Source organism: Nocardia heshunensis (assembly GCF_054782115.1).
Genome location: NZ_BAAGTC010000020.1, coordinates 226,744 through 249,790, shown reverse-complemented (window position 1 = coordinate 249,790; position 23,047 = coordinate 226,744). Strand labels below are relative to the sequence as shown.

Below are 23,047 nucleotides of genomic sequence, written 5' to 3'. Positions count from 1 at the left end.
GTGTTTCTATTTTGCTGATCATGAGATCTGAGGCAGAGTGGTGCGGTGGCCGTGTTCCCGGTGTTGAACCTCCTGCTGTTCCTCTTCTGGCTGCTGCTGATCAGCCGGGTCATCGTCGAGTTCATCCGCAGCTTTGCGCGAGACTGGCGCCCGACGGGCTTCGTGGTGATCATCCTGGAGATGATCTTCACGGTCACCGACCCCCCGGTGAAACTTCTGAGGCGTTTGATACCCCCAGTGAATCTTGGGGGAATTCGGCTCGATCTGTCCATTATGGTCCTGCTTTTCATCGTCTTCATCTTGATGACGATCACGGGCCAGGCAGGGCAGTCGATAGCTCAGGTGTGACAGAATGGGCCGAAAGAATGCTTGCCCAGATCTACCGCTAGATCTCCATACGAAGCGTGAAGGGATCGTTCCATGCCGCTGACCCCCGCCGATGTGCATAACGTCGCGTTCAGCAAACCGCCGATCGGGAAGCGCGGATACAACGAGGACGAAGTTGACGCCTTCCTCGACCTGGTCGAGCAGGAGCTCTCACGCCTCATCGAGGAAAATGCTGATCTTCGCCAGCGCGTTGCCGAGTTGGACGCGGAACTGGCTGACGCCAAGAAGAATCGGGGCCCCGCGGTCCAGACCGTGAAGCAGCCGATCGCGCCGGAGCCCATCAAGGCCGCTCCCGTCGCGCCCCCGGCCCCGATGCCCGCGCCGGTCCCCGTCGCCCCCATCAAGCAGGACGCGCCCTCCGCGGACGCCAATCTGCAGGCCGCCAAGGTGCTTTCGCTGGCTCAGGAGATGGCCGACCGCCTCACCTCCGACGCCAAGACCGAGGCCGAGCAGCTGCTGGCCAACGCCAGAGCGAACTCGGAGCGACTGGTCAGCGACGCACGGACCCGCTCCGAGGCCATGATCGCCGACGCCCGCCAGAAGGCCGAGGCCATGCTGTCCGATGCGCAGACCCGCTCGGATTCGCAGCTGCGCCAGGCCAAGGAGAAGGCCGACGCCCTGCAGGCCGATGCCGAGCGCAAGCACACCGAGATCATGGCCACCATCACGCAACAGCGCAGCGTGCTGGAGAGCCGCATCGAGCAGCTCAAGACCTTCGAGCGCGAATACCGTGTGCGCCTGAAGTCCTACCTGGAGTCGCAGCTGGAGGAGCTGGAGAACCGTGGCTCTGCGGTCCCGGTCGACGGCGGCGAATTCGGGCAGGACGCGTCCGGCAACGGCGCACTTCTCAAGGGCAGCAAGTAAAGTCGTAACTACGGCCTGCGATGCCGCCTCGTCCCGGGTGTTTGCCCGGGGAATGCGGTGTCGTCGCCAACCTTTCGAGTACTCCGATGGCTGCCGCCGTCGAAGCCCAACGAGGGGGAGGTGCACTTGCTCGTAGTGACGCTCGCGCTCGCTGCCGTGGGCTTCGGCCTGCTGGTGACCGCACTGACCACCGGTTCGGTGATCTGGGCATGGGGCTGCATCATCGTGTGCGTGATCGGCGCGGTGCTGCTGCTCGTCAGTGCGTTGACGCTGCGGACCGAGAACGACGAGGAAGCTTCCTCGTCGTCACGACCCGGCGGTAGACACGCTAAACACTGAGGTGAGCCGAACCGGCAACCTGGAGTTCTGGCGCCTGGGCGGGTCCGCGGAATATCCGCTGGACCCGCCCCGCTAGTATGGGGACAGCTTTACGGCGTTGATCCGGCCATCACCGGGGAGTCTTCGGAAGAACGGCGAGCGCGCTCGCTCAGTAGAACCGAACGGGTGAGCCCGTCACAGCTCACAACGAGAGGCTTGGTCGCACAAGGGTTTTCGCTCCGAACGACCGGGCAAGCGGGGTGGTACCGCGGTAGTGACGCACCTGGCGTCGCCATCGTCCCCGTGCCCACTGTGTTGGCACGAGGAGACGAGAGGCCGCGATGGCGGACGAGAGCAGTACCCGAAACGCATACCCCCGCGTCGAGCTGAGCAAGACGGCCGGTCAGGTGTCCTTCCCTGAGCTGGAGCAGCGGGTCCTCGACTACTGGGCCGCCGACGACACCTTCCGTGCCAGCATCGAGAACCGTTCGCAGGCAGAGGAATTCGTCTTCTACGACGGTCCGCCCTTCGCCAACGGATTGCCGCACTACGGCCATCTGCTCACCGGATACGTCAAGGATTTGATCCCGCGATTTCAGACGATGCGCGGGAAGAAGGTTGATCGACGATTCGGTTGGGATACTCACGGCCTGCCCGCGGAAATCGAAGCTGAGAAGCAGCTCGGTATCACGGACAAATCACAGATCGATGCCATGGGGCTGGCGGAATTCAATGCCGCGTGCAAATCCTCGGTCCTTCGCTACACCAACGAGTGGCGTAACTATGTGACCCGTCAGGCGCGCTGGGTCGACTTCGACAACGACTACAAAACCCTCGACCTCGACTTCATGGAATCGGTCATGTGGGCGTTCAAGTCGTTGTACGACAAGGGCCTGATCTATCAGGGCTTCCGGGTGCTGCCCTACAGCTGGTACGAGCAGACCCCGCTGTCGAATCAGGAAGCCCGCCTGGACGACTCCTACCGGATGCGCCAGGACCCGGCCGTCACCGTCGACATGGTGTTGCAGGTTCCGGCCGACCATCCGCTGCACGCGCTCGACGGCGCGAACGCGCTGATCTGGACCACCACGCCCTGGACCCTGCCGTCCAACCTCGCGATCGCCGTGCACCCGGACGTGACCTACGCGCACATCGAGGGCAAGGACGGCAAGCGGTACGTGCTCGCCGCCGAGCGGGTGTCGCACTACACGCGCGAATTCGGCGAGGAGCCGACGGTGCTGTCCGAGCATTCGGGCGCGGCGCTCGAGGGGCTGCACTACCTGCCGCCGTTCGACTTCTTCCTCGGCCACCCGCGCGCGCACCGTGTGCTCAACGCCGACTACGTGACCACCGACTCCGGCACCGGCATCGTGCACCTCGCGCCCGCCTTCGGTGAGGAGGACATGGACGTCTCGACCGCCAACGGCATCGAGATCGTGCAACCCCTCGATGCGGGCGGCAAGTTCACCTCGATGGTGCCGCCGTACGAGGGCCTGATGGTCTTCGACGCCAACCCGGTCATCATCAAGGACCTCAAGGCCGCCGGAAAGCTGTTGCGGCACGAGACCATCGAGCACTCCTACCCGCACTCGTGGCGGTCGGGCCAGCCGCTGATCTACATGGCGGTGCCGTCCTGGTTCGTGGCGGTGAACAAGGTCAAGGCCCGCATGCTCGAGCTGAACCAGGAGATCACCTGGGTGCCGGAGCATCTGCGTGACGGCCAGTTCGGCAAGTGGGTGGAGAACGCCCGCGACTGGAACATCAGCCGTAACCGCTACTGGGGCGCGCCCATCCCGGTGTGGATCTCGGACGACCCGGAGTATCCGCGGGTGGATGTGTACGGCTCCCTGGATGCGCTGGAACGCGACTTCGGCGTGCGCCCGGACGATCTGCACCGCCCCGGCATCGACGAACTGGTGCGCCCGAATCCCGATGACCCGACCGGGAAGTCGATGATGCGGCGCACGCCCGAGGTGCTGGACTGCTGGTTCGAGTCCGGGTCCATGCCCTTCGCCCAGGTGCACTACCCGTTCGAGAACAAGGAGTGGTTCGAGGGCACCGCCACGGAATCCATTGACGGCTCCGCCGTCGTGTCCGCGCACAGCCCCGGCGATTTCGTCGTCGAGTACAACGGCCAGACCAAGGGCTGGTTCTACAACCTGCACGTGCTGTCCACCGCGCTGTTCGATCGCCCCGCGGTGAAGTCGGTTGTCGCGCACGGCATCGTGCTCGGCGACGACGGCCTGAAGATGTCCAAGTCCAAGGGCAACTACCCGAACGTCAACGAGGTCTTCGACCGCGACGGCTCCGACGCCATGCGCTGGTTCCTGATGGCGTCCCCGGTGCTGCGCGGCGGCAACCTGATCGTCACCGAGCGCGGCATCCGCGAGGGCGTCGGCCAAGCGCTGCGCCCGCTGTGGAACGCGTGGACCTTCCTGCAGCTGTACGCAACTGCGCCGGGCACCTGGCGTACCGACTCGAAGAACGTGCTGGACCAGTACATCCTGGCCAAGCTCGCGCAGACCCGCGACGTGATGACCGACGCCCTCGAGGTGTACGACATCGCCACCGCCTGCGAGGAGCTGCGCACCTTCGCCGACGCGCTCACCAATTGGTATGTGCGCCGGTCGCGTTCGCGCTTCTGGGAAGAGGACCGCGACGCCATCGACACCCTGCACACGGTGCTCGAGGTGACCACGCGACTGGCCGCCCCGCTGCTGCCGCTGCTGTCGGAGGTCATCTACCGGGGTCTCACCGGCGAGCGTTCGGTGCACCTGACCGACTGGCCGACCGCGGAAGAGCTGCCGCACGACGCCGCGCTGGTGTCGGCGATGGACGAGGTCCGCACGGTCTGCTCCACGGTGCTGAGCCTGCGCAAGGCCCAGAACCTGCGGGTGCGCCTGCCGCTCTCGGAGGCCACCGTGGCCGCCGCGGACGCCGAAAGCCTGCGTCCCTTCGTGGATCTCATCGCCGACGAGGTGAACGTCAAGCGCGTCGACCTCACCACCGACGTGGCCGCCCACGGCCGCTTCGAACTCGTGGTGAACGCGCGCGCCGCGGGCCCGCGCATCGGCAAGGAAGTCCAGACGGTCATCAAGGCCGTCAAGGCGGGGGAGTGGAACGAGGCCGCCGACGGCACCGTCACCGCCGCCGGAATCGCCCTGCTCCCCGAGGAATACACCCAGCGCCTGGTCGCCGCCGAACCCGAATCCACCGCCGCCCTGCCCGGCAATGCCGGTCTGGTGGTGCTGAATTCGGTCGTCACCGAGGAACTCGAGGCCGAAGGCTGGGCCCGCGACCTCATCCGCGACCTCCAGGAAACCCGCAAGTCCCTGGGCCTCGACGTCTCCGACCGCATCAATGTCGTCCTCGACATCCCGGCCGACCGTCAGCCCTGGGCCGAAACCCACCGCGCCCTGATCGCCGGCGAAATCCTCGCCACCGCCCTCACTTTCGCCGCCACCGGCGAAGACGCCTCCGAGATCGTCGGCGGCGTGAAGGTCTCGATCACCAAGGCGTGAGCCGATAGTCGGCAGAGTGTGAGCCGATAGTCGACAGGGGCGGAACCGATTCGGTTCCGCCCCTTCGCTTTGCGTCAGGGTCGGGGGCGCAGGCCCTCGAGGACCGGTTCGACGAAGTCGGGGGATTCGAGGATGTCGCCCATGCCGAGCAGGAATCGAATGTAGACCGGGCCGTAGATCATGTTGGTCATGACGAGTGGCGGCAGGTCGTCGCGGATCTGTCCGGCGCTCATGGCGGTCGCGAGGCGGCGAGCGCCGCTCTGCTGGCGGGGTACGACGAATTTCTCGCGCACCAGTTCCATCAGCTTCGCGTCGTTCTGCGCCTCGGCGATGATGCCGCGGTAGACGCAGCCGATGTCGCTGGCGAACATCTGGGTCAGGCCGGTGATCTGGGTCTTCAGGTCGGCGACGATGTCGCCGGTGTCGGGGAAGTCGGTGGTCGTGCCGATGTGGTCGTTGATGGCCTCGAGCGCGATCGCGCCCTTGGAGGGCCACCAGCGGTAGATGGTCTGTTTGCCGACGCCGGCTTTGGCTGCGATGGCCTCGATGGTGAGTTTGCCGTAGCCATTGCGCACGGCCAGCTCGATGGTCGCGTCGAGGATCGCCCGGTGGGACTTGGCGTTGCGGAGTTCGGGATTCGGGGCCGATGCCATGCGTCGATCCTACCTTCAAACGAGACGGAACGTCTCGTCTTGACAGTGGTCGCGAATCGGTCTAACTTCATCAACAAGACGAGACGGACCGTCTCGCTGGAGGATTGGAACTCGGTCGCTAGGAGCGAACAATGACCACCATCGTCACCACCCCCGCCGCTGTCGTCACCGCTCAGGCCACGAATGTCACCGTCGCGAATGTCGCTGCGCCCATGACGGTTCCGTCGGTGCACCGGCGCGCGATCATCACCTGGCTGGCGGTCTACCCGACCATCACCATCGCGCTGGCCCTGCTCGGCCCGGAGATGGGGAGCCTGCCGGTGTTCGTGCGCACCCTGATCCTGACCGCGATCGTCGTGCCGACCTCGGCCTACCTGCTGATCCCGATGCTGACCAAGGCCAACCACCACCTGACCCTGCGGCTGCACCGCTGATTTTCGGCAAACTCGAGAACGCCCGCCCGGCTCCCGGGCGGGCGTTCTCGTATGTGGAGTGATGTGGGTCTCGAGACACGCCAACCCTGGTTCTCTTGTGACGCATGTTGCAGGTGCGATACAACGGCTATTAGCTAGCTATCGATCTTGCTCTTTGCTGTTCCCGCGGTATCGCCGATGAAGGGGCGCGCTCATGGCTCGAAGGCAGCTTCACCGTTTCGGATCCTTAGTGACTACTACCTCGGCCCTGCTTTTGACCGCCGCACTCTGGGCGGGATTCGCACACGCGGACACCGGCTCTTCCTCGGGTTCCGGCTCGGGCTCGGCCTCCGGCAGCGCCAGCGGTTCGGCGTCGGGCAGCGCGAGCGGTTCGGCGCAGATCCCCCTCGCCAGCCCCCGCGCCATGGTCGCGCTCGGTCTGGCCACCACGCAATCCGGCAAGCCCTACCGCTGGGGCGGCACCGGCCCGGACGACTGGGACTGCTCGGGCCTGGTGCAGTGGGCCTTTCGCAGCGTCGGCATCGATATGCCGCGCACCACCTGGCAGCAGGCCGACGCCGGGCTCGAAGTGCCTGTCGGTGCACTGCAACCCGGCGATGTCATCGTCCTCAACGACGACGCCTCCCACGTAGGCATCTACGCGGGAGGCGGCAATATTCTGAACGCGTACGACTGGGGTGTGCCCGTCGGCCTGACTCCGCTGAGCCAGTTCGACATCTACTCCATTCGCCGGTTCTACTGAATCGTCTTACTCGACAACGAGTTCCACGGGGATGTTGCCCCGGGTGGCCTTCGAGTACGGGCACACCTGGTGCGCGGCCTCGACGAGCTCGCGGCCCTTCTCGTTCTGCAGTTCCTCGGGCAGCTCGACGCGCAGCACGACGGAGATGCCGAAACCGGTCTCCTCGTCCTTGTTCAGGCTGACGTCGGCGGTCACCGAGGCATCGCCGAGCGCGACGCCCGCGTTGCGGGCCACGACCTGCAGCGCGCCGGCGAAGCAGGCGGAGTAGCCCACGGCGAACAGCTGCTCGGGGTTGGTGCCGTCACCGCTGCCGCCGGCCTCCTTGGGCTGGGCCAGCTTCAGGTCGAGGTAACCGTCGGAGCTGACCGAGCGGCCCTCGCGGCCGACGGAGGTGGCGGACGAGGTGAAGAGCTTAGCCATTTCGAATCTCCCTAGACAGACTTGTCTGTTCAGTACGTAGCCAGAGTAGACAGGTCTGTCTGCTATCGTCAATACCGAAGTCCCGACCAGGGGGAAGGAGGTGCCAGTCGTGAGCGAAGCCCGTGATCGCCTGCTGGACACCGCGACTCGACTGTTCTATGCCGAGGGCATCCACACCGTCGGCATCGACCGCATCATCGCCGAGGCGGGCATTGCCAAGGCGACCTTCTACCGGCACTTCAAGACCAAGGAAGACCTGGTCGTCGCCTATCTCGTACGCGAATATGCCCGGCAGCGCGAGATTCTCGAGGCTATCCCCGGCGCCGGCGCGGAGTCCATCGTCGGCATCTTCGATCGACTCGGTGAACTGAGCTGCGGGCCGGGCTTCCGCGGCTGCCCGTTCCTCAATGCGGCCGTGGAGTTCCCGAATCCCGATCACGCCGTGCGCCAGGTGGTCGACGACTATCGCGGCTGGTTCCGCGATCTCATGGCCGACCGGCTGCGCGCCGACGGGCGCACCGACGTCGAGGACGCCTCGCGCGTGCTGCTCATGACCCGCGACGGCGTCACCATCAGCGGGGGAGTCGGAGACAACGAGACGGTCCGGGTGGGTATCCGGACCGCCTTGTCGCAGTTGGGTATTCAGTAGGGTCAGACGCCGACCGTCTCCTCGATCTCCTCCTCCGCCTGCTCGGCGGGTTCGGGGACGGCGGCGTGGCGGGGAGCGAGTGCCTTTGCGGCCTGGCGCTTTTCGGCGACGGCCGCGATGGCGATCAGGGCCAGGCCCGCGGCGAACCACAGGATCAGGCTGGTGATCCGGCCGCCGAACCCGACGCTGTCGAAGTAGAGCAGGCTGCGCGCGCCTTCGACGAATCCCGCACCGTTCCAGAAGTGGTGCAGCGTGCCGAAGAAGTCGTTCTGCAGCCACGGGCCGTAGACGCCGCCGGAGCTGGTGAAGTTCAGCATGACGAACAGCACCATCATGGCCAGGGTGGTCCAGCGCTTCAGGAAGGTGTGCGCGCCGATGCCGACGGCCAGGATGCCCGCCGAGTACAGCCACGACATGGCCCAGATGGCGGCGGCGTCATGGTCGACCACGTGGAAGATCGGGCCGGACAGGGCGAGACCGATCAGGCTCACCAGCAGTGAGGTGATCAGACCGAGCAGTGCGCGCACCCGCATGGACAGTCCCGCGCCCGCCGCGCCGATGGCGGCCACGCTGCCGTAGGAGCCGATGCTCAACGCCACCAGGAGGAAGAAGATGCCCTGCGCGGTCGGGTCGCCCGAAGCCGGGGTGGTCACGTCGGTGACGGTCAGCGGCGCGTTCTGCAGGCTCGCGACCTGTCCGAAGACGGCCTCGGCGGCCATGGCCGTGGTGTCGGATCCGGCCTTGGCGACCAGCAATTCGGGCTTCTGCGGATCCGGCACGTATGCGCCCGCCAGATCCCGGTGCCGCAGCTGGCTGATCGCGTCGTCGCGGGTCGGCACGGTGATGACGTCGAGGGCGTCGCCGCCCTTGTCCTTCATGGTCTGCGCCAGCACCTTGACCTGGGCGCTGTCGCCGACGACCGCCACGGCGAGGTGGTTGGGCTCGGGCTGGTGGAATGCGCCCAGGTAGGCCAGGCCCATGCCGAGGCACATGAGCAATGGGGTGAGCAGGTGGGTGACGACGTGCCGGATCTGATGCGAGGCCATGGGTTCGTTCTCCAATAGTTGGTAAATACAACCAAGCGAAGTTGTAGTCTACAACCATGGACACGGATGCCGCATTCCCCGCCCGCGCCGATGCGATCGAGGTCATACAGCGCGAGCTCACCGCCTTCGCCCGCCGTGCCCGCGGCCGCGCCACCGAACTGCATCCGGAACTGTCGTTGGTCGCGTCGAGCATCCTCGACCTGGTGATCGAGCGGGACGGCTGCCTGGCCGCCGACCTGGCCGGGCACTTCCACCTCGACAAGTCGACGGTCAGCCGCCAGGTCGCCGCGTTGGAGAAGGACGGCTACCTGGACCGCGAAGTCGACCCCACCAACCGCCGCAACCTCGTGCTACGCGCGACCGTCGAGGGAAAACGCGTGGCCCGTGCCGCCGCCCGCAGTCGCGCCGCCGCGTTCGCCGACCGCTTCGAGGACTGGGAGGACGCCGACGTCGCCCGTCTCGCCCGATACCTGGTGCGCTACAACGCCGCCGACGAATAACCGGCCCCGTCATCCCGGCGTGCTTGTGGCCGGGATCCACACCGGCAGGCGTTGGATTCCGGCCAAGGACGCGCCGGAATGACGGGTCGCAATGCCGGAATGACCAGGGGCTCAGTTGTTTTCGGGCAGGTCCAGGCCCTTGGCCAGCACCGGCCACGAGTTGCGCAGGTCGTCCTGCCAGTAGCCCCAGGAGTGGGTGCCGGGCTTGGTGATGTCGAAGGTCGCGGGGATTTCCAGCTCTCGCAGACGGGTCTTGAGGTTGCGGGCGCACCAGTCGCTGGCCGCCTCCAGGATGCCGCCGACCAGGATCTGTTGCGGCAGACCGCCGTCGGCGGGGCCGAGGCTGCGCACATCGGCCACATTGTCGTGGCGGCCGGGCAGGCCACTGCCGTTGGAGATGTAGAGCCCCAGTCCCCGCAGCGCCTCGGCGTGCACGTAGGGATCGTTGGCGGCCCACTCCGGATCGTCGCTGGGGCCATACATGTTCACCGGATTACCGCCGCCGATGCTGATCACCAGATCCGCGAACTTCTGCCCGATCGGATCGCTGATCTGCGGGCAGCCGCTGAAGGCGGCCACCGCCGTGTAGAGCCCCGGCGCGGCGATCGGTAGTTGCAGCACCGAGGTGCCCGACATCGACATGCCCGCGATGGCGTGAACCTCGTTGGTGCCCAACGCGGTATCGACGATCGGGGGTAGCTCCTCGGTGAGGAAGGTCTTCCACATCGGCTGGCCCAGTCGAGGATCGGGATTGCGCCAGTCGGTGTAGTAGGTGAACGCGCCGCCGATCGGCATCACCACGTTCACGTTCTTGTCGTCGAAGAACTCGGTGGCGTCGGTATTGCGCTTCCAGGTGGCCGTGTCCTGGCCGCCCCCGGCGCCGTTGAGCAGGTACAGCACCGGCCGCGGCTGCGAGGTGTCGGCGGGGCGCTGCACCTCCACCGTGATGTCGGTGTTCATGGCCGTCGAGTGCACGTGCAGCGTCAGATTCCGCGCGTCGTGGATCTCGAAAGCCTTGATGTTCGAGCCGTCTTCGGCGACCGGCGTCCCGAACAGAGCGACATTGCTCGTGATCGGATCGGGCGGGGCCGCGACGGCCGAACCTGCGGGTACAGCCATGGTGAACGTAGTGACAAGGGAACAACTTGCCGCCGCGAGCAGTGCCGCCCGGGTGCCCAATCCGCCTAGCAAAACCGACCTTCGATCCAGAGGTGCCCCGACCCGATTGCATGATCGTCGAAACATGCCCCCATGTTTCGGGTTTCGACAGTATTGGCGCTGGCATGGTTGTGGCGCAAGGCACTTGTGCGCCGAACTATGCTCCGACCTCGAAGTTTGTGACTACTCACTACTCCGTTACGAGTTGACGCAACAGCGGACCGTACTCCGGATGCGCCAGCGCCGAGGCGAATTGAGCGGTCAGGTAGTCGGCCGGGTTGCCGGTGTCGTACCAGCGACCCTGAATCACCTGGCCGTACACCGGATTCGCGGCGGCGAAGATATTGATCGCATCGGTCAGGTAGACCTCGCCGGTGCGGTGGGTGTACCAGTCGTCGACCTGTTTGCGCAGCTCGGCAATGATGCCCGGGGTGACCACGTAGCCACCGATGGCGGCGAAGGAGGAGGGTGCGTCGGCGGGCTTGGGCTTCTCCTTGAGGCCGCTGATCCGCATCAGCCCCTCGCCGTTGGTCTCCTCGACCACCGGCACGCCGTAGCGCTGCGATTCGGTCGGATCCATCGGCATCAGCGCCAGCACCGGCGCGCCGGTCTTCTCGTAGGCGTTGACAAGCTGCTGGGCGCGCGGCACCTCGGCGACGAAGACGTCGTCGGGCCACAGCACCAGCATGGGCTCGTCGCCCAGGTGGCGGGCGGCGTTCAGCACGGGCGTGCCGTTGCCGTAGGGGCCGTGCTGATCCAGGTAGGTGATGTGCCCGGCGCGGCTGAGCTCGCCGACCTCCTCGACGGCGTCGGCGTAGGCGGCCTTGCCGTCGGCGCGCAGCTGGGCCACCAGTGCGGGGTTGGGGCGGAAGTGGTCCTGGATCAACGACTTTCCACCGCTGACCACGATGGTGATGTCGGTGATGCCGGAGGATACGAGTTCGCGCACCGTGTGTTCGATGACCGGCTTGTCACCCACCGGCAGCATTTCCTTCGGGATCGCTTTGGTCAGCGGCAGCAGCCGCGAGCCGATGCCGGCGGCGGGAATCACGGCCTTGCGAATCGTCATGGCTCGATCATCACACACGTGGCAGCACGTACCTGTCGGTAGCCGCTTGTAGATTTCCCGGTGTGAACACGTCTGCCGACTCCGTCGACCCGGGCATCGTGCCTGGTAGAGGCGATGTCGTGCGGGCGGGGGAGCCGCGGCGGGGAGTGGCGGGCGCGGCGGCGGATTTACGGCAAACTGACAGCCGATCCAGAGATTCGGACGCCGGATCCCGAAGTTCGGGACAGCGTCGCTGGGTCTTGCACATAGATATGGATGCGTTTTTTGCCTCGGTCGAGCAGTTGACCCGCCCGACGCTGCGCGGTCGCCCGGTGCTCGTCGGCGGCATGGGCGGGCGCGGCGTGGTGGCCGGGGCGAGCTACGAGGCGCGGGTTTTCGGGGCGCGTTCGGCCATGCCCATGCATCAGGCGCGGCGGCTGGTCGGCGGCGCTGCGGTGGTGATTCCGCCGCGCGGCGCGGTATACGGGGAGCTCAGCGGGCAAGTATTCGAGGCGATCCGGTCGCGGATCCCGGTGCTGGAGACGCTCTCGTTCGACGAGGCGTTCGGGGAACCGACGGAATTGGTCGGGGCGACACCGGATCGGGTCGAGGAATTCTGCGAGGGGTTGCGGGCGGCGGTGCGCGAGCGGACCGGGCTGGTGGCGTCGGTGGGCGCGGGCAGCGGCAAGCAGCTCGCCAAGATCGCCTCCGGATTGGCCAAACCCGATGGGGTGCGGGTGATTTCAGCGTCCGAGCAGGATCGCTTTCTGTCGGCGCTGCCGGTGCGCAAACTGTGGGGAATCGGCCCGGTCGCCGAAAGTCGTTTGCGCTCACTGGGAATCGAGACGGTCGGGGCGTTCGCGGCATTACCGGAATCCGAAGCGTCCTCGATTCTGGGCGGCAGTCTCGGCGTCGCGCTGCATCGCCTGGCCCGCGGGATCGACGATCGGCCGGTGGCCGAGCGGGCCGAGGCCAAGCAGATCAGCGCCGAAACCACCTATGAGACCGACATTCTCACCCTGGCCCAGCTGCGCCCGGCCATCGACGCCATGGCGGTGTCGGCGCATCGGCGGCTGGGCGCTGACGGGCGGGCCGCGCGCACGGTGGTGTTGAAGCTCAAGCGGACCGATATGAGCATCCTCACCCGATCCTCGACGCTGCCCTATGCCACCGAGGATTTGGCCACGCTCACCGCGGCCGCGCAACGCTCGGCCCTGGATCCGGCCGAGATCGGGCCGATTCGCCTGGTGGGCGTGGGTTTCGCGGGTTTGTCCGAGATTCGTCAGGAGTCCCTGTTCCCCGAATTGGATCAGACGGTCGATGTGGGCAGCGCGGTCTCCGAGGAGCCCGCCTTCGCGGCACCGGAGGCTCCGGAAGCGGTGGTACCACCCGCAACTCGCTCCTACGCCGTCGGAATCTGGTACCCCGGACTCGATGTCGAGCACGCCGAGTACGGGCACGGCTGGGTGCAGGGCGCGGGCCACGGCGTGGTGACGGTCCGCTTCGAAACCCGTTCGACGGGACCGGGTCCGGCGCGCACCTTCGCCGCCGAGGACCCGGAACTACGCCGCGCGGATCCCCTCGCCAGCCTGCGTTGATGCGTATGAGGAATATTTGCGCGAATTATGAGGATTCGGCCTGAAAATGCCGCGCCATCGCGCAGGGAGACCGTTTCCGAGACGCGGCGTTGGTAGTGTCGGCCCTCGTGCAGCGGCGCCGGTCGGGTGTAGCTGTCACATTGTCGAACGGACCTACTCGAACGCAAAGGACGAGCAGTTGAAGTTTCAGAAGACTGGACGCATCGCGGTCGCCGCTCTGGCCGTCGTGACCGTACTCGGGCTGTCGGCGTGTGGCAGCGGCGACAAGACCACCACGAAGACGACCGCCAAGACCACCACCTCCCAGGCCGCGCAGACCAGCTACCCGCCGGCGCCGACCGCGGCGGACCTCAACACCCAGCTGCAGAAGGCCCTCGACCCGAGCGTGCCGGACTCCGAGAAGCTGGACATGATGCAGGGCGTCCAGGCCGACCCGAGCCTGCCCAACCGCTTGGCCGAGGCCTACAAGCAGAACAACGCCACCATCACCGTCACCAACGTGACCGATCTCGGCAACGGCACCCTCACCGCCGACGCGCAGATCGCCGTCAACGGCGGCGCGCCGCAGCAGGCGGTCGTCCCGTTCGTGGCCGAGGACGGCAAGTGGAAGGTCCAGAAGGAGTGGATCTGCAACGCCCTCTCGCTGGCCAACCAGACCTCCCCGGCCTGCAGCTAGTTCATCGGGTGCCGGCCCGGCCTCCAGTGTGAGGTCGGGCCGGGACAGCCGGTGGGGCAAGGGATCTCGTCAAGAAGCCGTCGAAATCCATCAGGACGGTGTTAATTCCCCGTCGCCTGTCTGTCGCGTGAAGTTCTCTCGCTGTCAATGTCGTTCTTCCGTCCGATGGCGAAAGGGCAACAGTGGCAACGAGAGTCGGCGCGAACCCGGGCAAGCTGCGCGGTGCCGCGGGGCGGATGCGCGAGCTGGAGGACCGGGTCAACGGTGTCCTCGCCGCGCTGGAGAATTCGCTGTCGGCCAGAGGTGCTGCCTGGGGCGACGACAGCTACGGCAGCACTTTCGCCGACGGTGCGCAGGGGTACACCGCGGCGCATGCCAATCTGCACGACGGAATCCGCAATATGGCAACGACTCTCGGGTCGTATGCCGACGGCCAGGACGAGGCCGCGACAACACTCGAGCAGATGGACCACGCCAACGCGCGCCGGTACCGGCGGTAGACGGGCCGGTGTCCATCGACATTCCGGGCGAACTGCAGTGGCTGGGCTGGGTCGCCGGCTCGGCCTGGCCGCAGGGCGACGAGGACAAGATGTGGGGGATCGCCGAGGACTGGCGTCATGCCGCCCGGCAGTTGCGCGATCTGCTGCCGGAGCTGGAGGCCGCGAAGCAGGCCACCGAGGACGCCTATCCGTGGGGTGACGGTCTCGAGGCCATGACCTCCGCGTTGAACAAGCTCGATTCCGGACCGCAATCCTTCGAAGCGCTGGCAGAAATCCTCGATCAGGTCGCGGGCGCGGCCGACGGCCTCGGCACCGAGATCGAGTACACGAAGATCATGGTCCTGTCCTCGCTCGCGATGCTCGCCGTGGAAATCGCCCTGGCATGGTGTTTCCCGCCCACCGCGCCCGCCGAGGAGGCCGCCGCCACGGTGTGGACGCGGCTGGCCGTACGACTGCTGGGCGAACGCGCGGTCTCCGCCATCGCCCGCTACGCCGAGCAACTGGGTGTCGCCGCCGTCGCCCGATTCCTCGCGAAACACGTTGTCATGAGCACGGTCCTGGGCACCGGCCAAGACGTCGCCATCCAAGGCCTGCAAATCGCCGAGGGCCATCGCAAGAGCATGGACTGGGACCGTGTCGGTATGACCGCCCTCACCGCAGCCGGCGCCGGCGCGGCAGGCGGCCCCGCCGGCGAAATCCTCGGCAAGGCCGGCAGCCATCTCCCCTTCGCGGGCAACCGTTTCGGCAATGCCGCCCGCGGCGCCCTCGTAGGCACCGGCGCAGGCATCGCCGGCGCCTTCGCCTCCTGGGGCGTCGGCGGCCTCCCCACCCTCCTGACCAAAGGCACCACCGACGGCTGGACCTGGGACCCCCGCCTCCTCACCAGCGCCACCTCGTTCGGCGTCCTCACCGGCGGCTCGAAAGGCTTCCGCCTCCCCACCGAAAGCAGTGTCCACCCAACCGCTTTCGAAGCCCCAACGGGCGCGCGCACGACCATGCCCACCGGTGGCGACGGCAGCGCCCCGCCACCCCACCCGACCCCGGAGGCCCCATCACATCCTTCGGCCACGCCCGATCCCGCCGGAACCCAACACCCCCAAGCCGCGCCCGAGCCGACTTCGCATGGCGGGGGCCCTGCGGGAGCAGAGTCGACGTCGCGCCCCGGTGGTTCGGCTGGGGCGGAGGCGAATTCACGTGCCGGGAGTCCGGCAGCGGCGGAGTCCGGCTCGCGTGCCGGAAACTCCTCCGGCGTCGAGACGACCGGGCGCGGCGCGAATCCCGCAACCAGCGAACCTGGTTCGCGCCCGAGCGTCGATCCCAGCAACCCGTCACGCCCGGCAACCGGCGGCCCTGTCGCCGAATCACGCTCGGGCGCGCCCGGCAGTGGCGACGGTAGTGCCCCGGTCCCGGTAGGGAAGCCGGAGCAGGTGAATCCCGTCGAGCATCCCGCCCAAGCCTCGGCGGGCGGCGACGGTCGTACCGGCGCCGAACCGGTGGCCGGGCACGAGCCGGGCGGGAATCCGGCGGCCGGGTCGCGCAGCCCGGCTGAGACCGCGCTGGATTCGGTTCGGGGCCATGTGCGTTCGCTGGGGGTTGATCCGGAGGGGATGAGCCCCGAGCAGCTGCGGCGGGCCGGGATGAACGCGGTGGTCCGAAGGCTGTCCGAACTCGAGGGCGAATACGAGCAGCTGAACCAGCGCGGGCTGGGGCCTGCGGAGCATTTCGCGATCAAGGCACAACTCGATCAGCGCATGCAGGATCTACTCGGCACCCGCAAGCAATTGACCGACGACTTCGGCCGCTACCGCGACGCGGCCGCCGCCCCACCCCGTCCTGGGCCGGAACCCCCACGGGCCGTGGATCCCCGGCAGACTCCAGCCTCGCCCGAGCCGACCGCGGCAACGTCGAAGCCCGAGACGGCGGCCGGGTCGGTGCCGGAATCGCTTCGGGAGCAAATGCGTTCGCTCGGAGTCGATCCCGACGGATTGAATCCGGAGCAGCTGAAGCGGGCCGGGCTGGAGGCTGTCGTCCGGCGGATGTCGGAACTGGACGGCGACTACGGTCGGCTCATCGACGATTTCGGCCGGTTCACCGAGAAATTCGACGGTGAAGCGGGCGCCTCGACGCACGGCGAGGAATCGACCACGCCGAAACAGCCGACGGAAGGCGAAAATTCGGAAGCACCCCGGCGACCCACTCAGGCCCTGGATCCCCGATTGACGTGGCGTCTGCCGGTGGAAGGCGAGGGCTCGACGCCGCAACCGCAGCGACCCGCCGGTCAGGTGGATCCGCGACTGGCCTGGCGGCTGCCCGCCGAAGGCGAGGAATCGACGCCGGAGTCGCCCGGTCCCGTGCGCGGGCCGGATCCGCGGCTGGCGTGGCGATTGCCTGTCGAGGGCGAAGGTGCGACCTCCGAGCTGGGCGGTTCTCACCAGATGCAGGATCCGAGACTGACGTGGCGGCTGCCTCCGGAAGGAGAGAGTCCGGCGCCGGTGTCGGGCGGTCACGGTCCGGGGCCGGATCCGCGGTTGGGGTGGCGGCTGCCTCCGGGGGGAGAGGATCCGACTCTCGAGCTGCCGCGGCAGCATCACGACGAGGATCCGCCGGATACGACGTCGATGATTCCCTATACGCCGCGCTACTTCTCGATCCCGCCGATCCCGGAGTACACCGCGCCCGCGCCGCCGCCGGACAGTGTCTGGGAACCCGACCACCCGCCCGCGCCGGCACCTCCGCCGCATCCGCCGAACCCCGAGCCCCCACACCCACCGGGGCATGGCCACGGCCCGGGCAACGGGCACGGGTCGGGTCACGGGCACAGCCCTGGGCACGGGTCGGGTCACGTGGACAACCCCGGGCGCGGGCGTGGACCTGGTGAGCGTGGGCACAACCCTGGGCACGGTCGCGGACCCGGTGCGCCTGGGCACCACCCTGGAAGTGGTTCTGGGCATGGCGGCGGACACGGCCATGAAGGCGGGGGTGCGAGTCGGGCGGGGCAGGGGCCTGACGGGTCCGGGCTGCCGCCGGAGGAGTGAGTTCTCTCGATCGGCATGACCGAACCGGGCACCGGTTCGGCACCGCTTCGGCCACCGAGCGCGGGTGGCGTACTGCGGGAGGTGGCTGTCCCGTTCGTGGGCGAGGACAGGCGGTGGGAGGTCGGGGACGGCCGGTGGGAGGTTCGGGAGGTGGATTTGCCATGCCCTCTCCCGGGCCGATCGGACCTCCCCGGCCTGCGGATGGTGCCGAGGTGACGGGTCCGGCATCCGGTGGTGGGGTGCCGGGTCGCTAGTCTCTTGGCGCTTGATCATGAGTTCCGCTTAGGATCGGCGGTCGTGACCGACGTGTTGGAGAAGGCGGGGCAGGATTCCGCCGGGAGTGCTGGTGCTGAACCCGAGAGACGAATTTCAGGGGGATGGGCCCGGCCGCTCGCTCTGATCGCCGGATTGGTGGCCGTCGTGGCCGCGCTGGCTGTGCCGCTGCTGCCTGTGAAAGTCGATCACACCACTCTGGCTTGGCCGCAGGGCAATTCGACGCAGAGCATCGAGTCTCCGCTGGTGTCGTACGCGCCCCTGACCTTCGATGCCACCATCCCGTGTTCGGCCGTGACGCAGCTGGGTGCGAAGGGCGGCACGCTGGCCGCGACCGCGCCCAACGGTGCGCCGGATCTCGAACGGTACGGATTCGTGGCGCGGGTCACGGCCGCCTCTACCACCGACGGGGTGACCACGCCGGGCAAGTTGGAGGCGATCACCCACCACAAGACGTTGGTGAGTATCCCCACCGATCAGCTGCCCGCGGGCTGCGCTCTCACCGTGCACTCCGATATGACGGGCACCACGGCCACGCTGACCGGTTCCAGCGTCGCCCCGGTCACCCTCGACGGTGACTATCGGCCGCAGCTGGTCGGCGTCTACAGCGATCTGAGCGTCTCCGACGGCACCACGGTCACCGCGCAGGTCGACAGCCGCTTCACGTCCACGCCGAGCACGGTCAAGCGCATCGCCATCTGGACGGCGATCCTCGGCACCTTGGTCGCGCTGTTCGCGTTGTTCCGCCTCGATCGCCTCGACGGGCGTCGCAGCCGCCGCTTCCTGCCGCAGCACTGGTGGAGCTTCAAGCCGGTCGACGCTGTCGTGCTGGGGACTTTGATCCTGTGGCATTTCATCGGCGCGACCACCTCCGACGACGGCTACCAGTACGGCATGGGCCGCGCGTCGATCCACGCCGGTTACATGGCCAACTACTTCGGTTACTTCGGCGTCCCCGAAACCCCCGTCGGCACACCGTATTACGATCTGATCGGCCACATGGCCCAGATCAGCGCGGCCAGCCCGTGGATGCGCCTGCCGGCGCTGCTGTCGGGCATCGCGATCTGGCTGGTGCTCAGCCGCGAGGTGATTCCCCGGCTGGGCGCGCGTATCCGCCGCGACCGGATCGCGGTGTGGACCGGTGCGCTGGGCTTCCTGGTGATCTGGCTGCCCTACAACAACGGCCTGCGCCCGGAACCACTGGTGGCGCTGGGAGTTTTGCTGACCTGGGTGTCGGTGGAACGTGCCATCGCGACCGGTCGGTTGCTGCCCTACGGCATCGCCATCGCGATCGGCGCGTTCAGCTGTACCGTCGGCCCGTCCGGCATCATCTGTTTCGCGCCCCTGCTGGCCGGCATCCGGCCGATCTGGCGCATTCTCAACAGGCGCGCAACGGCTTTGGGTAAGCCGACCGCGCCCGGCGCGAGCGCTCTCACCGTCCTGAAGGCGCGTTTCGGCTCGTACCTGAGTCTTTCGGCCCCGCTGGCGGCGGCCGGTGCGGTGGTGCTGGCGATCATGTTCTGTGATCAGCCGCTCTCGTCCATGTTCGAGATGAGCCGGGTGCACACGGCCGTCGGCCCGGACGTGCACTGGGACGGCGAATACATTCGCTACCAGTACCTGTTCATGCCCACCATCGACGGTTCGCTGGCGCGCCGCTTCGGCATGCTCGCCTTCTGGATCGGGCTGCTGGTGTGCGTATTCGTCCTGCTGCGCAAGGGCGGCCGGATTCCATTCACCGCGCCGGGGCCGGTGCGCCGCGTGCTGGGCACGGGCGTCGGCATGATGCTGCTGATGATGTTCACGCCCACCAAGTGGACACACCACAACGGCATCTACGCCGGAATCGCCGGTGTGGTCGCGGTTTTGGCCGCGGTGGCCGTCGGTCCGCGAGTCATGCGGTCCCCGCGTAACCGGGCCTTGTTCGCCGCGGTGATCGCCTTCGCGCTCGCGGTGAGCTTCTCCAGCATCAACGGCTGGTGGTACGTCTCGAACTGGTCGATCTCGTGGAACGACAAGTCGGTCGTGATCGCCGGTATCGGCGTCGACAAGATCCTGCTGGTGGTCACGGCGGGCCTGCTCGCCCTGGCCGCCTGGTTCCACGTGCGCGCGCCCGAACAGCCCGGCCCGCACCGGATCTCGAAGCTGGGCTGGCGTTTCGTCGCCCTGCCGCCGCTGACCATCGCGGCCGCGTTCATGGTGCTGTTCGAGGTGGCCTCGCTGGCCAAGGGCGCGATCGCGCAGTATCCCGCGTACTCGCTGGCCCGCTCGAATGTGGATGCGGTGCTGGGCAAGACGTGCGGGATGGCCAATGACGTACGGGTGGAAGAGCATCCGAACGCGGGCATGCTGAAGCCGGTCAACGGTGACGTGCAGGGCACCTTCACCGCCGACGCGCCCGGCTTCTCACCCAAGGGCGTGGCCACCGACCTGCGCGCCGACGACGAGGCCGACAACGGCGGCAACGTCTCCGCCGCCGTCAGCGGCCGCTCCAGCGGTACGGTCGATGGAACCACCACCGCGCCACTGCCTTTCGGCCTGGACGCGGACACCCCGATGCTGGGCAGCTACAACAGCACCGAGGCGGTCTCGACGCTGACCACCGGCTGGTACACGCTGCCCGCGCAGCGCGACAGCTCCGGCATCGTGGCGATCGCGGCGGCCGGGCGTATTCGCTCGGTGGACAAGGACGGCATCGTGACGCCCGGTCAGCGGGTGGAGATCGAGTACGGGGTGTCCGGTGCCGACGGTTCTTTCGAACCGCAGGGCCGCATCACGCCCATCGATATCGGTCCCGCGCCGACCTGGCGCAACCTGCGGGTGCCGATGAACCAGATTCCGGCGTCCGCCACCGCGATTCGCGTGCTGGCCGAGGATCGCGACAGCGATCCCAAGCAGTGGGTGGCGCTCACCCCGCCGCGCATTCCGCAGACGGTCACGCTGCAGGACTTCGTCGGCAAGACCAAGCCGGTACTGCTGGATTGGGAAGTGGGCCTGCAGTTCCCGTGCCAGCGGCCCTTCGATCACCTCGACGGCATCGCCGAGGTGCCCGACTACCGCATCCTGCCCGACCGGGGCGGCGCGGCCATGACCACGCTGTGGCAGAGCCACGACGGTGGTGGCGCGCTCGGCTGGAGCTCGATGTTGTTGCGGCCCGTCACGTATGCGACCTATCTCGTCAACGATCCGCGCCGGGACTGGGGTGAGCTGCAGAAGCTGGAGCGCATCGACGCTTCGGCGCAGACCGCGAAGCCGGTCGTGACCACCGACAGTCACACCGGTCTGTGGAATCCGGGTCCGATCAATGTGACCGGCTGGCAGTAGGTTCCAGGGCGAGAAATGATTCAGCCCCCGTCTCCTCGCGGAGACGGGGGCTCTCGTCATTCCGGCGTGTTCTTGGCCGGAATCCAGGAAAACTGTTGGTGCATAGCGGGTGTGGATCCCGGCCAAAAGCGCGCCGGGATGACTGGGGTGGCTTTACGGTCCGGCCGCGCCGCGCAGCTTGCGGACCTGGGCAGCGGTCATGGCGGTGAGCTGCGCTGGATCCGGTTCCTTGGCGTCGGAGAGGGTGATCTGCACGACCGTCGAGCCGACCAGGGTGATGCTCACATCCGTGTAGAGCGTGAGTCCGTCACTGGTGGTACGCACTTGGAAGGCGGTCGACCCGTCCCCGTCCTGCGGCTGATTCAACCCGCCGAGCCGGAAGTCGACCTTGGTGTTGTCGGCGTCCTTGCCGGAGTACTTCGTGCACCCCTGCAACAGTCCCTGCACGGTGGAGAAGGCTTGTGCCGCCCCGCCGTTCGGGTAGGACGCGGCATCGATGTCCACGGACGCGAAATTCTGGCCCCCGAACTGGGCCGCCGCCTGCGCGGCCGCTCCCGGGGCTTGAGTGGCGATGGCCGCCAGCACATTCGAGCACTGCGCGGGATCGGTCTTCGCGCCCGCGCCGCCCGTATTCCCCGGCGGCGGATCGTCCAGCGCCGTGAACCCCGCGGGCAACGCCGCGGCATCCAGCAGCAGCGAGCGCAGCACGTATTGATTCGGCACCGTCTGATCCGGAACCGCTGCACCCCCGGGCGTTTGGGTCGGCTTCACCGTCGGCCCGAGACTCGGCAGGGCGGGCGCGGAATCCTTGTGGCTGCCGCACGCGGTGACGGTCAGCGCCAGCACGCCCAGCAGCAGCGCGCCTCGCGTCACGCCCCCCACTGCACCTCCGTGCGCAGGGTCTGGCGCAGCGTCACCGCGCTGTGCGGGTCGCGGTAGGTCTGATTGCCGCCCACTTCCACGGTGCCGGAAACCGGCAGCGGCAGACCGAGATCCACGCCGATGGTGCCGGTGCCGTGCATGAGGTAGTCGACGATCTCCAGCTGGCCCGCCTCGTTGGGCAGATGCCAGACGGTGGATTTCGGGGTCTGCGTGACATTCAATTCGATGGTCAGCAGGTTGCCGTCGCGGGCGGTGAGCGTCGCGGTGGTGACCTGTTCGAGCGGCACACTGCCGGAAACCTGTTGCCGCACCGTCCACACCGCGCCCACCCCGACCGGCTCCTGCGGGAACGCGATCGACTGGTACACGGCCTGATAGAACGCCTGCTCCAGGGCGGCGCGCGCGGTATCGGGGGTCGACGGCTTGGGCGCCAGCTTCAACGCCGTGATCGCGCCCAGTTCACTCACATCGAAACCGACCCGGGAGCCGTCGGCGGGCAGCAGCGCCTTCGCCAGGTTCGGATCGGGGGAGGTGACATTGCCGATGGTCAGCTCCACGCCGTCGGTGCCGGCCTGCGCGCTGAGCGGAATGGTCATCGCGGGCGGGGAGATATCGCGCAGCGCCTGATTGTTGATCTGCTGCTCGACATGATGATCGGTGCTGAGCGTGACCTGCTGCGTGGTGCCCGCTTCCAGGGTGCGCCGCAGCGGCGAACGGGGTTCCGCGCCCGGATCGACGACGGTGGTGGTCACCGCCTCGATGGGCATGGTGACCTCTTTGTTGAAGCCCACCGGCTCGGTGTTGTCGGATTCGACGGTGCGCTCGCCGGGCGCGCTGCAGCCGACGCCGAACGCGGTCAGGGTCATCGCGAGTACCAGCATCAACACCCCCGAGCGCGTGGTGCGCGCACCCGGTCGCCGCGGTGGACGCGGCGGGCCGGAACAGGGTGCGGTGGCGTTCGCCGAGCTGGGGGATGAAGACAACACCGTCACGTCGAACAGGTTACGGCGCGTACCTGA

The 23,047-nt window shown here is 67.5% G+C and carries 20 protein-coding genes; 13 read left to right on the top strand and 7 right to left on the bottom strand.

Features of this window, described 5'->3' with window-relative positions:
- Positions 1 to 45: 45 nt before the first annotated feature.
- From ACYVN4_RS37365 to ileS, 4 genes are all read left to right on the top strand, one after another.
- Positions 46 to 348 carry a YggT family protein gene (locus ACYVN4_RS37365; protein WP_379364274.1) on the top strand — a complete coding sequence of 101 codons (303 nt, stop codon included), beginning with the start codon at positions 46 to 48 and terminating at the stop codon, positions 346 to 348.
- A gap of 72 nt (positions 349 to 420) precedes the next feature.
- A complete protein-coding gene (gene wag31 / locus ACYVN4_RS37360; protein WP_460727601.1) occupies positions 421 to 1,251 on the top strand; it encodes a DivIVA-like cell division protein Wag31 in 831 nt (276 codons plus the stop codon).
- Between the two features lie 126 nt (positions 1,252 to 1,377).
- The gene (locus tag ACYVN4_RS37355; protein WP_460727935.1) at positions 1,378 to 1,590 is read left to right on the top strand and encodes a hypothetical protein; all 213 of its coding nucleotides are present in this window, start codon (positions 1,378 to 1,380) and stop codon (positions 1,588 to 1,590) included.
- A gap of 320 nt (positions 1,591 to 1,910) precedes the next feature.
- Positions 1,911 to 5,090 (top strand): isoleucine--tRNA ligase, encoded by a 3,180-nt coding sequence (gene ileS, locus ACYVN4_RS37350; protein WP_460727599.1) that lies wholly within the window; start codon positions 1,911 to 1,913, stop codon positions 5,088 to 5,090.
- A 74-nt stretch (positions 5,091 to 5,164) separates the two neighbouring features.
- Here the strand turns inward: ileS and ACYVN4_RS37345 are convergent, their stop codons facing one another.
- A complete protein-coding gene (locus ACYVN4_RS37345) occupies positions 5,165 to 5,743 on the bottom strand; it encodes a TetR/AcrR family transcriptional regulator (RefSeq protein WP_460727597.1) in 579 nt (192 codons plus the stop codon).
- A 131-nt stretch (positions 5,744 to 5,874) separates the two neighbouring features.
- On the opposite strand from ACYVN4_RS37345, the gene ACYVN4_RS37340 reads away from it, so the two are divergent.
- The gene (locus tag ACYVN4_RS37340) at positions 5,875 to 6,177 is read left to right on the top strand and encodes a hypothetical protein (protein ID WP_460727595.1); all 303 of its coding nucleotides are present in this window, start codon (positions 5,875 to 5,877) and stop codon (positions 6,175 to 6,177) included.
- 229 nt (positions 6,178 to 6,406) lie between these two features.
- Positions 6,407 to 6,919, top strand: coding sequence for an NlpC/P60 family protein (locus ACYVN4_RS37335; RefSeq protein ID WP_460727593.1), 513 nt, complete (start codon positions 6,407 to 6,409; stop codon positions 6,917 to 6,919).
- Between the two features lie 6 nt (positions 6,920 to 6,925).
- On the opposite strand, the gene ACYVN4_RS37330 is transcribed toward ACYVN4_RS37335, so the two are convergent.
- Entirely contained in the window at positions 6,926 to 7,339 is a 414-nt protein-coding gene (locus ACYVN4_RS37330; RefSeq protein WP_452395309.1) for an organic hydroperoxide resistance protein, read from the bottom strand.
- 109 nt (positions 7,340 to 7,448) lie between these two features.
- Here ACYVN4_RS37330 and ACYVN4_RS37325 point away from each other — a divergent pair, with 109 nt between their 5' ends.
- Positions 7,449 to 7,988, top strand: coding sequence for a TetR/AcrR family transcriptional regulator (locus ACYVN4_RS37325; RefSeq protein WP_460727591.1), 540 nt, complete (start codon positions 7,449 to 7,451; stop codon positions 7,986 to 7,988).
- A gap of 2 nt (positions 7,989 to 7,990) precedes the next feature.
- Here ACYVN4_RS37325 and ACYVN4_RS37320 read toward each other — a convergent pair whose 3' ends face one another.
- Complete coding sequence (locus ACYVN4_RS37320) at positions 7,991 to 9,034, bottom strand: hypothetical protein (RefSeq protein WP_460727589.1); 1,044 nt, start codon at positions 9,032 to 9,034, stop codon at positions 7,991 to 7,993.
- Between the two features lie 56 nt (positions 9,035 to 9,090).
- Here ACYVN4_RS37320 and ACYVN4_RS37315 point away from each other — a divergent pair, with 56 nt between their 5' ends.
- Positions 9,091 to 9,534: a MarR family winged helix-turn-helix transcriptional regulator gene (locus ACYVN4_RS37315; protein ID WP_460727587.1), complete on the top strand. Its 444-nt coding sequence runs from the start codon at positions 9,091 to 9,093 to the stop codon at positions 9,532 to 9,534.
- A 111-nt stretch (positions 9,535 to 9,645) separates the two neighbouring features.
- On the opposite strand, the gene ACYVN4_RS37310 is transcribed toward ACYVN4_RS37315, so the two are convergent.
- Positions 9,646 to 10,653, bottom strand: coding sequence for an alpha/beta hydrolase (locus ACYVN4_RS37310; protein ID WP_460727585.1), 1,008 nt, complete (start codon positions 10,651 to 10,653; stop codon positions 9,646 to 9,648).
- A 229-nt stretch (positions 10,654 to 10,882) separates the two neighbouring features.
- A complete protein-coding gene (locus tag ACYVN4_RS37305) occupies positions 10,883 to 11,761 on the bottom strand; it encodes a UTP--glucose-1-phosphate uridylyltransferase (RefSeq protein ID WP_460727583.1) in 879 nt (292 codons plus the stop codon).
- Positions 11,762 to 12,012: 251 nt separating this feature from the next.
- Here ACYVN4_RS37305 and ACYVN4_RS37300 point away from each other — a divergent pair, with 251 nt between their 5' ends.
- The 5 genes from ACYVN4_RS37300 to ACYVN4_RS37280 all read left to right on the top strand — a co-directional run bounded on the left by ACYVN4_RS37300 (position 12,013) and on the right by ACYVN4_RS37280 (position 21,146).
- Entirely contained in the window at positions 12,013 to 13,338 is a 1,326-nt protein-coding gene (locus tag ACYVN4_RS37300) for a DNA polymerase IV (RefSeq protein WP_460727581.1), read from the top strand.
- A 178-nt stretch (positions 13,339 to 13,516) separates the two neighbouring features.
- On the top strand, positions 13,517 to 14,014 hold the full coding sequence (locus ACYVN4_RS37295; RefSeq protein ID WP_460727580.1) for a hypothetical protein: 498 nt from the start codon (positions 13,517 to 13,519) through the stop codon (positions 14,012 to 14,014).
- Positions 14,015 to 14,196: 182 nt separating this feature from the next.
- Positions 14,197 to 14,514, top strand: coding sequence for a WXG100 family type VII secretion target (locus ACYVN4_RS37290; protein ID WP_460727578.1), 318 nt, complete (start codon positions 14,197 to 14,199; stop codon positions 14,512 to 14,514).
- Positions 14,515 to 14,522: 8 nt separating this feature from the next.
- Complete coding sequence (locus ACYVN4_RS37285) at positions 14,523 to 17,549, top strand: WXG100-like domain-containing protein (RefSeq protein ID WP_460727577.1); 3,027 nt, start codon at positions 14,523 to 14,525, stop codon at positions 17,547 to 17,549.
- A 297-nt stretch (positions 17,550 to 17,846) separates the two neighbouring features.
- Positions 17,847 to 21,146 (top strand): arabinosyltransferase domain-containing protein, encoded by a 3,300-nt coding sequence (locus tag ACYVN4_RS37280; RefSeq protein WP_460727575.1) that lies wholly within the window; start codon positions 17,847 to 17,849, stop codon positions 21,144 to 21,146.
- Between the two features lie 153 nt (positions 21,147 to 21,299).
- On the opposite strand, the gene ACYVN4_RS37275 is transcribed toward ACYVN4_RS37280, so the two are convergent.
- Positions 21,300 to 22,019 carry a hypothetical protein gene (locus ACYVN4_RS37275; RefSeq protein ID WP_460727573.1) on the bottom strand — a complete coding sequence of 240 codons (720 nt, stop codon included), beginning with the start codon at positions 22,017 to 22,019 and terminating at the stop codon, positions 21,300 to 21,302.
- A complete protein-coding gene (locus tag ACYVN4_RS37270; RefSeq protein WP_460727571.1) occupies positions 22,016 to 23,020 on the bottom strand; it encodes a hypothetical protein in 1,005 nt (334 codons plus the stop codon). Before ACYVN4_RS37270 ends, ACYVN4_RS37275 begins: the two co-directional genes overlap by 4 nt.
- Positions 23,021 to 23,047 lie beyond the last annotated feature (27 nt).

What these genes read in the sequence shown, in the direction of transcription:
- ACYVN4_RS37300 (WP_460727581.1), top strand. Translation starts at nt 12,013, where the DNA reads ATGGATGCGTTTTTTGCCTCGGTCGAGCAGTTGACCCGCCCGACGCTG.
- wag31 (WP_460727601.1), top strand. Translation starts at nt 421, where the DNA reads ATGCCGCTGACCCCCGCCGATGTGCATAACGTCGCGTTCAGCAAACCG.
- ACYVN4_RS37340 (WP_460727595.1), top strand. Translation starts at nt 5,875, where the DNA reads ATGACCACCATCGTCACCACCCCCGCCGCTGTCGTCACCGCTCAGGCC.
- ACYVN4_RS37305 (WP_460727583.1), bottom strand. Translation starts at nt 11,761, where the DNA reads ATGACGATTCGCAAGGCCGTGATTCCCGCCGCCGGCATCGGCTCGCGG.
- ACYVN4_RS37330 (WP_452395309.1), bottom strand. Translation starts at nt 7,339, where the DNA reads ATGGCTAAGCTCTTCACCTCGTCCGCCACCTCCGTCGGCCGCGAGGGC.
- ileS (WP_460727599.1), top strand. Translation starts at nt 1,911, where the DNA reads ATGGCGGACGAGAGCAGTACCCGAAACGCATACCCCCGCGTCGAGCTG.
- ACYVN4_RS37320 (WP_460727589.1), bottom strand. Translation starts at nt 9,034, where the DNA reads ATGGCCTCGCATCAGATCCGGCACGTCGTCACCCACCTGCTCACCCCA.
- ACYVN4_RS37310 (WP_460727585.1), bottom strand. Translation starts at nt 10,653, where the DNA reads ATGGCTGTACCCGCAGGTTCGGCCGTCGCGGCCCCGCCCGATCCGATC.
- ACYVN4_RS37315 (WP_460727587.1), top strand. Translation starts at nt 9,091, where the DNA reads ATGGACACGGATGCCGCATTCCCCGCCCGCGCCGATGCGATCGAGGTC.
- ACYVN4_RS37345 (WP_460727597.1), bottom strand. Translation starts at nt 5,743, where the DNA reads ATGGCATCGGCCCCGAATCCCGAACTCCGCAACGCCAAGTCCCACCGG.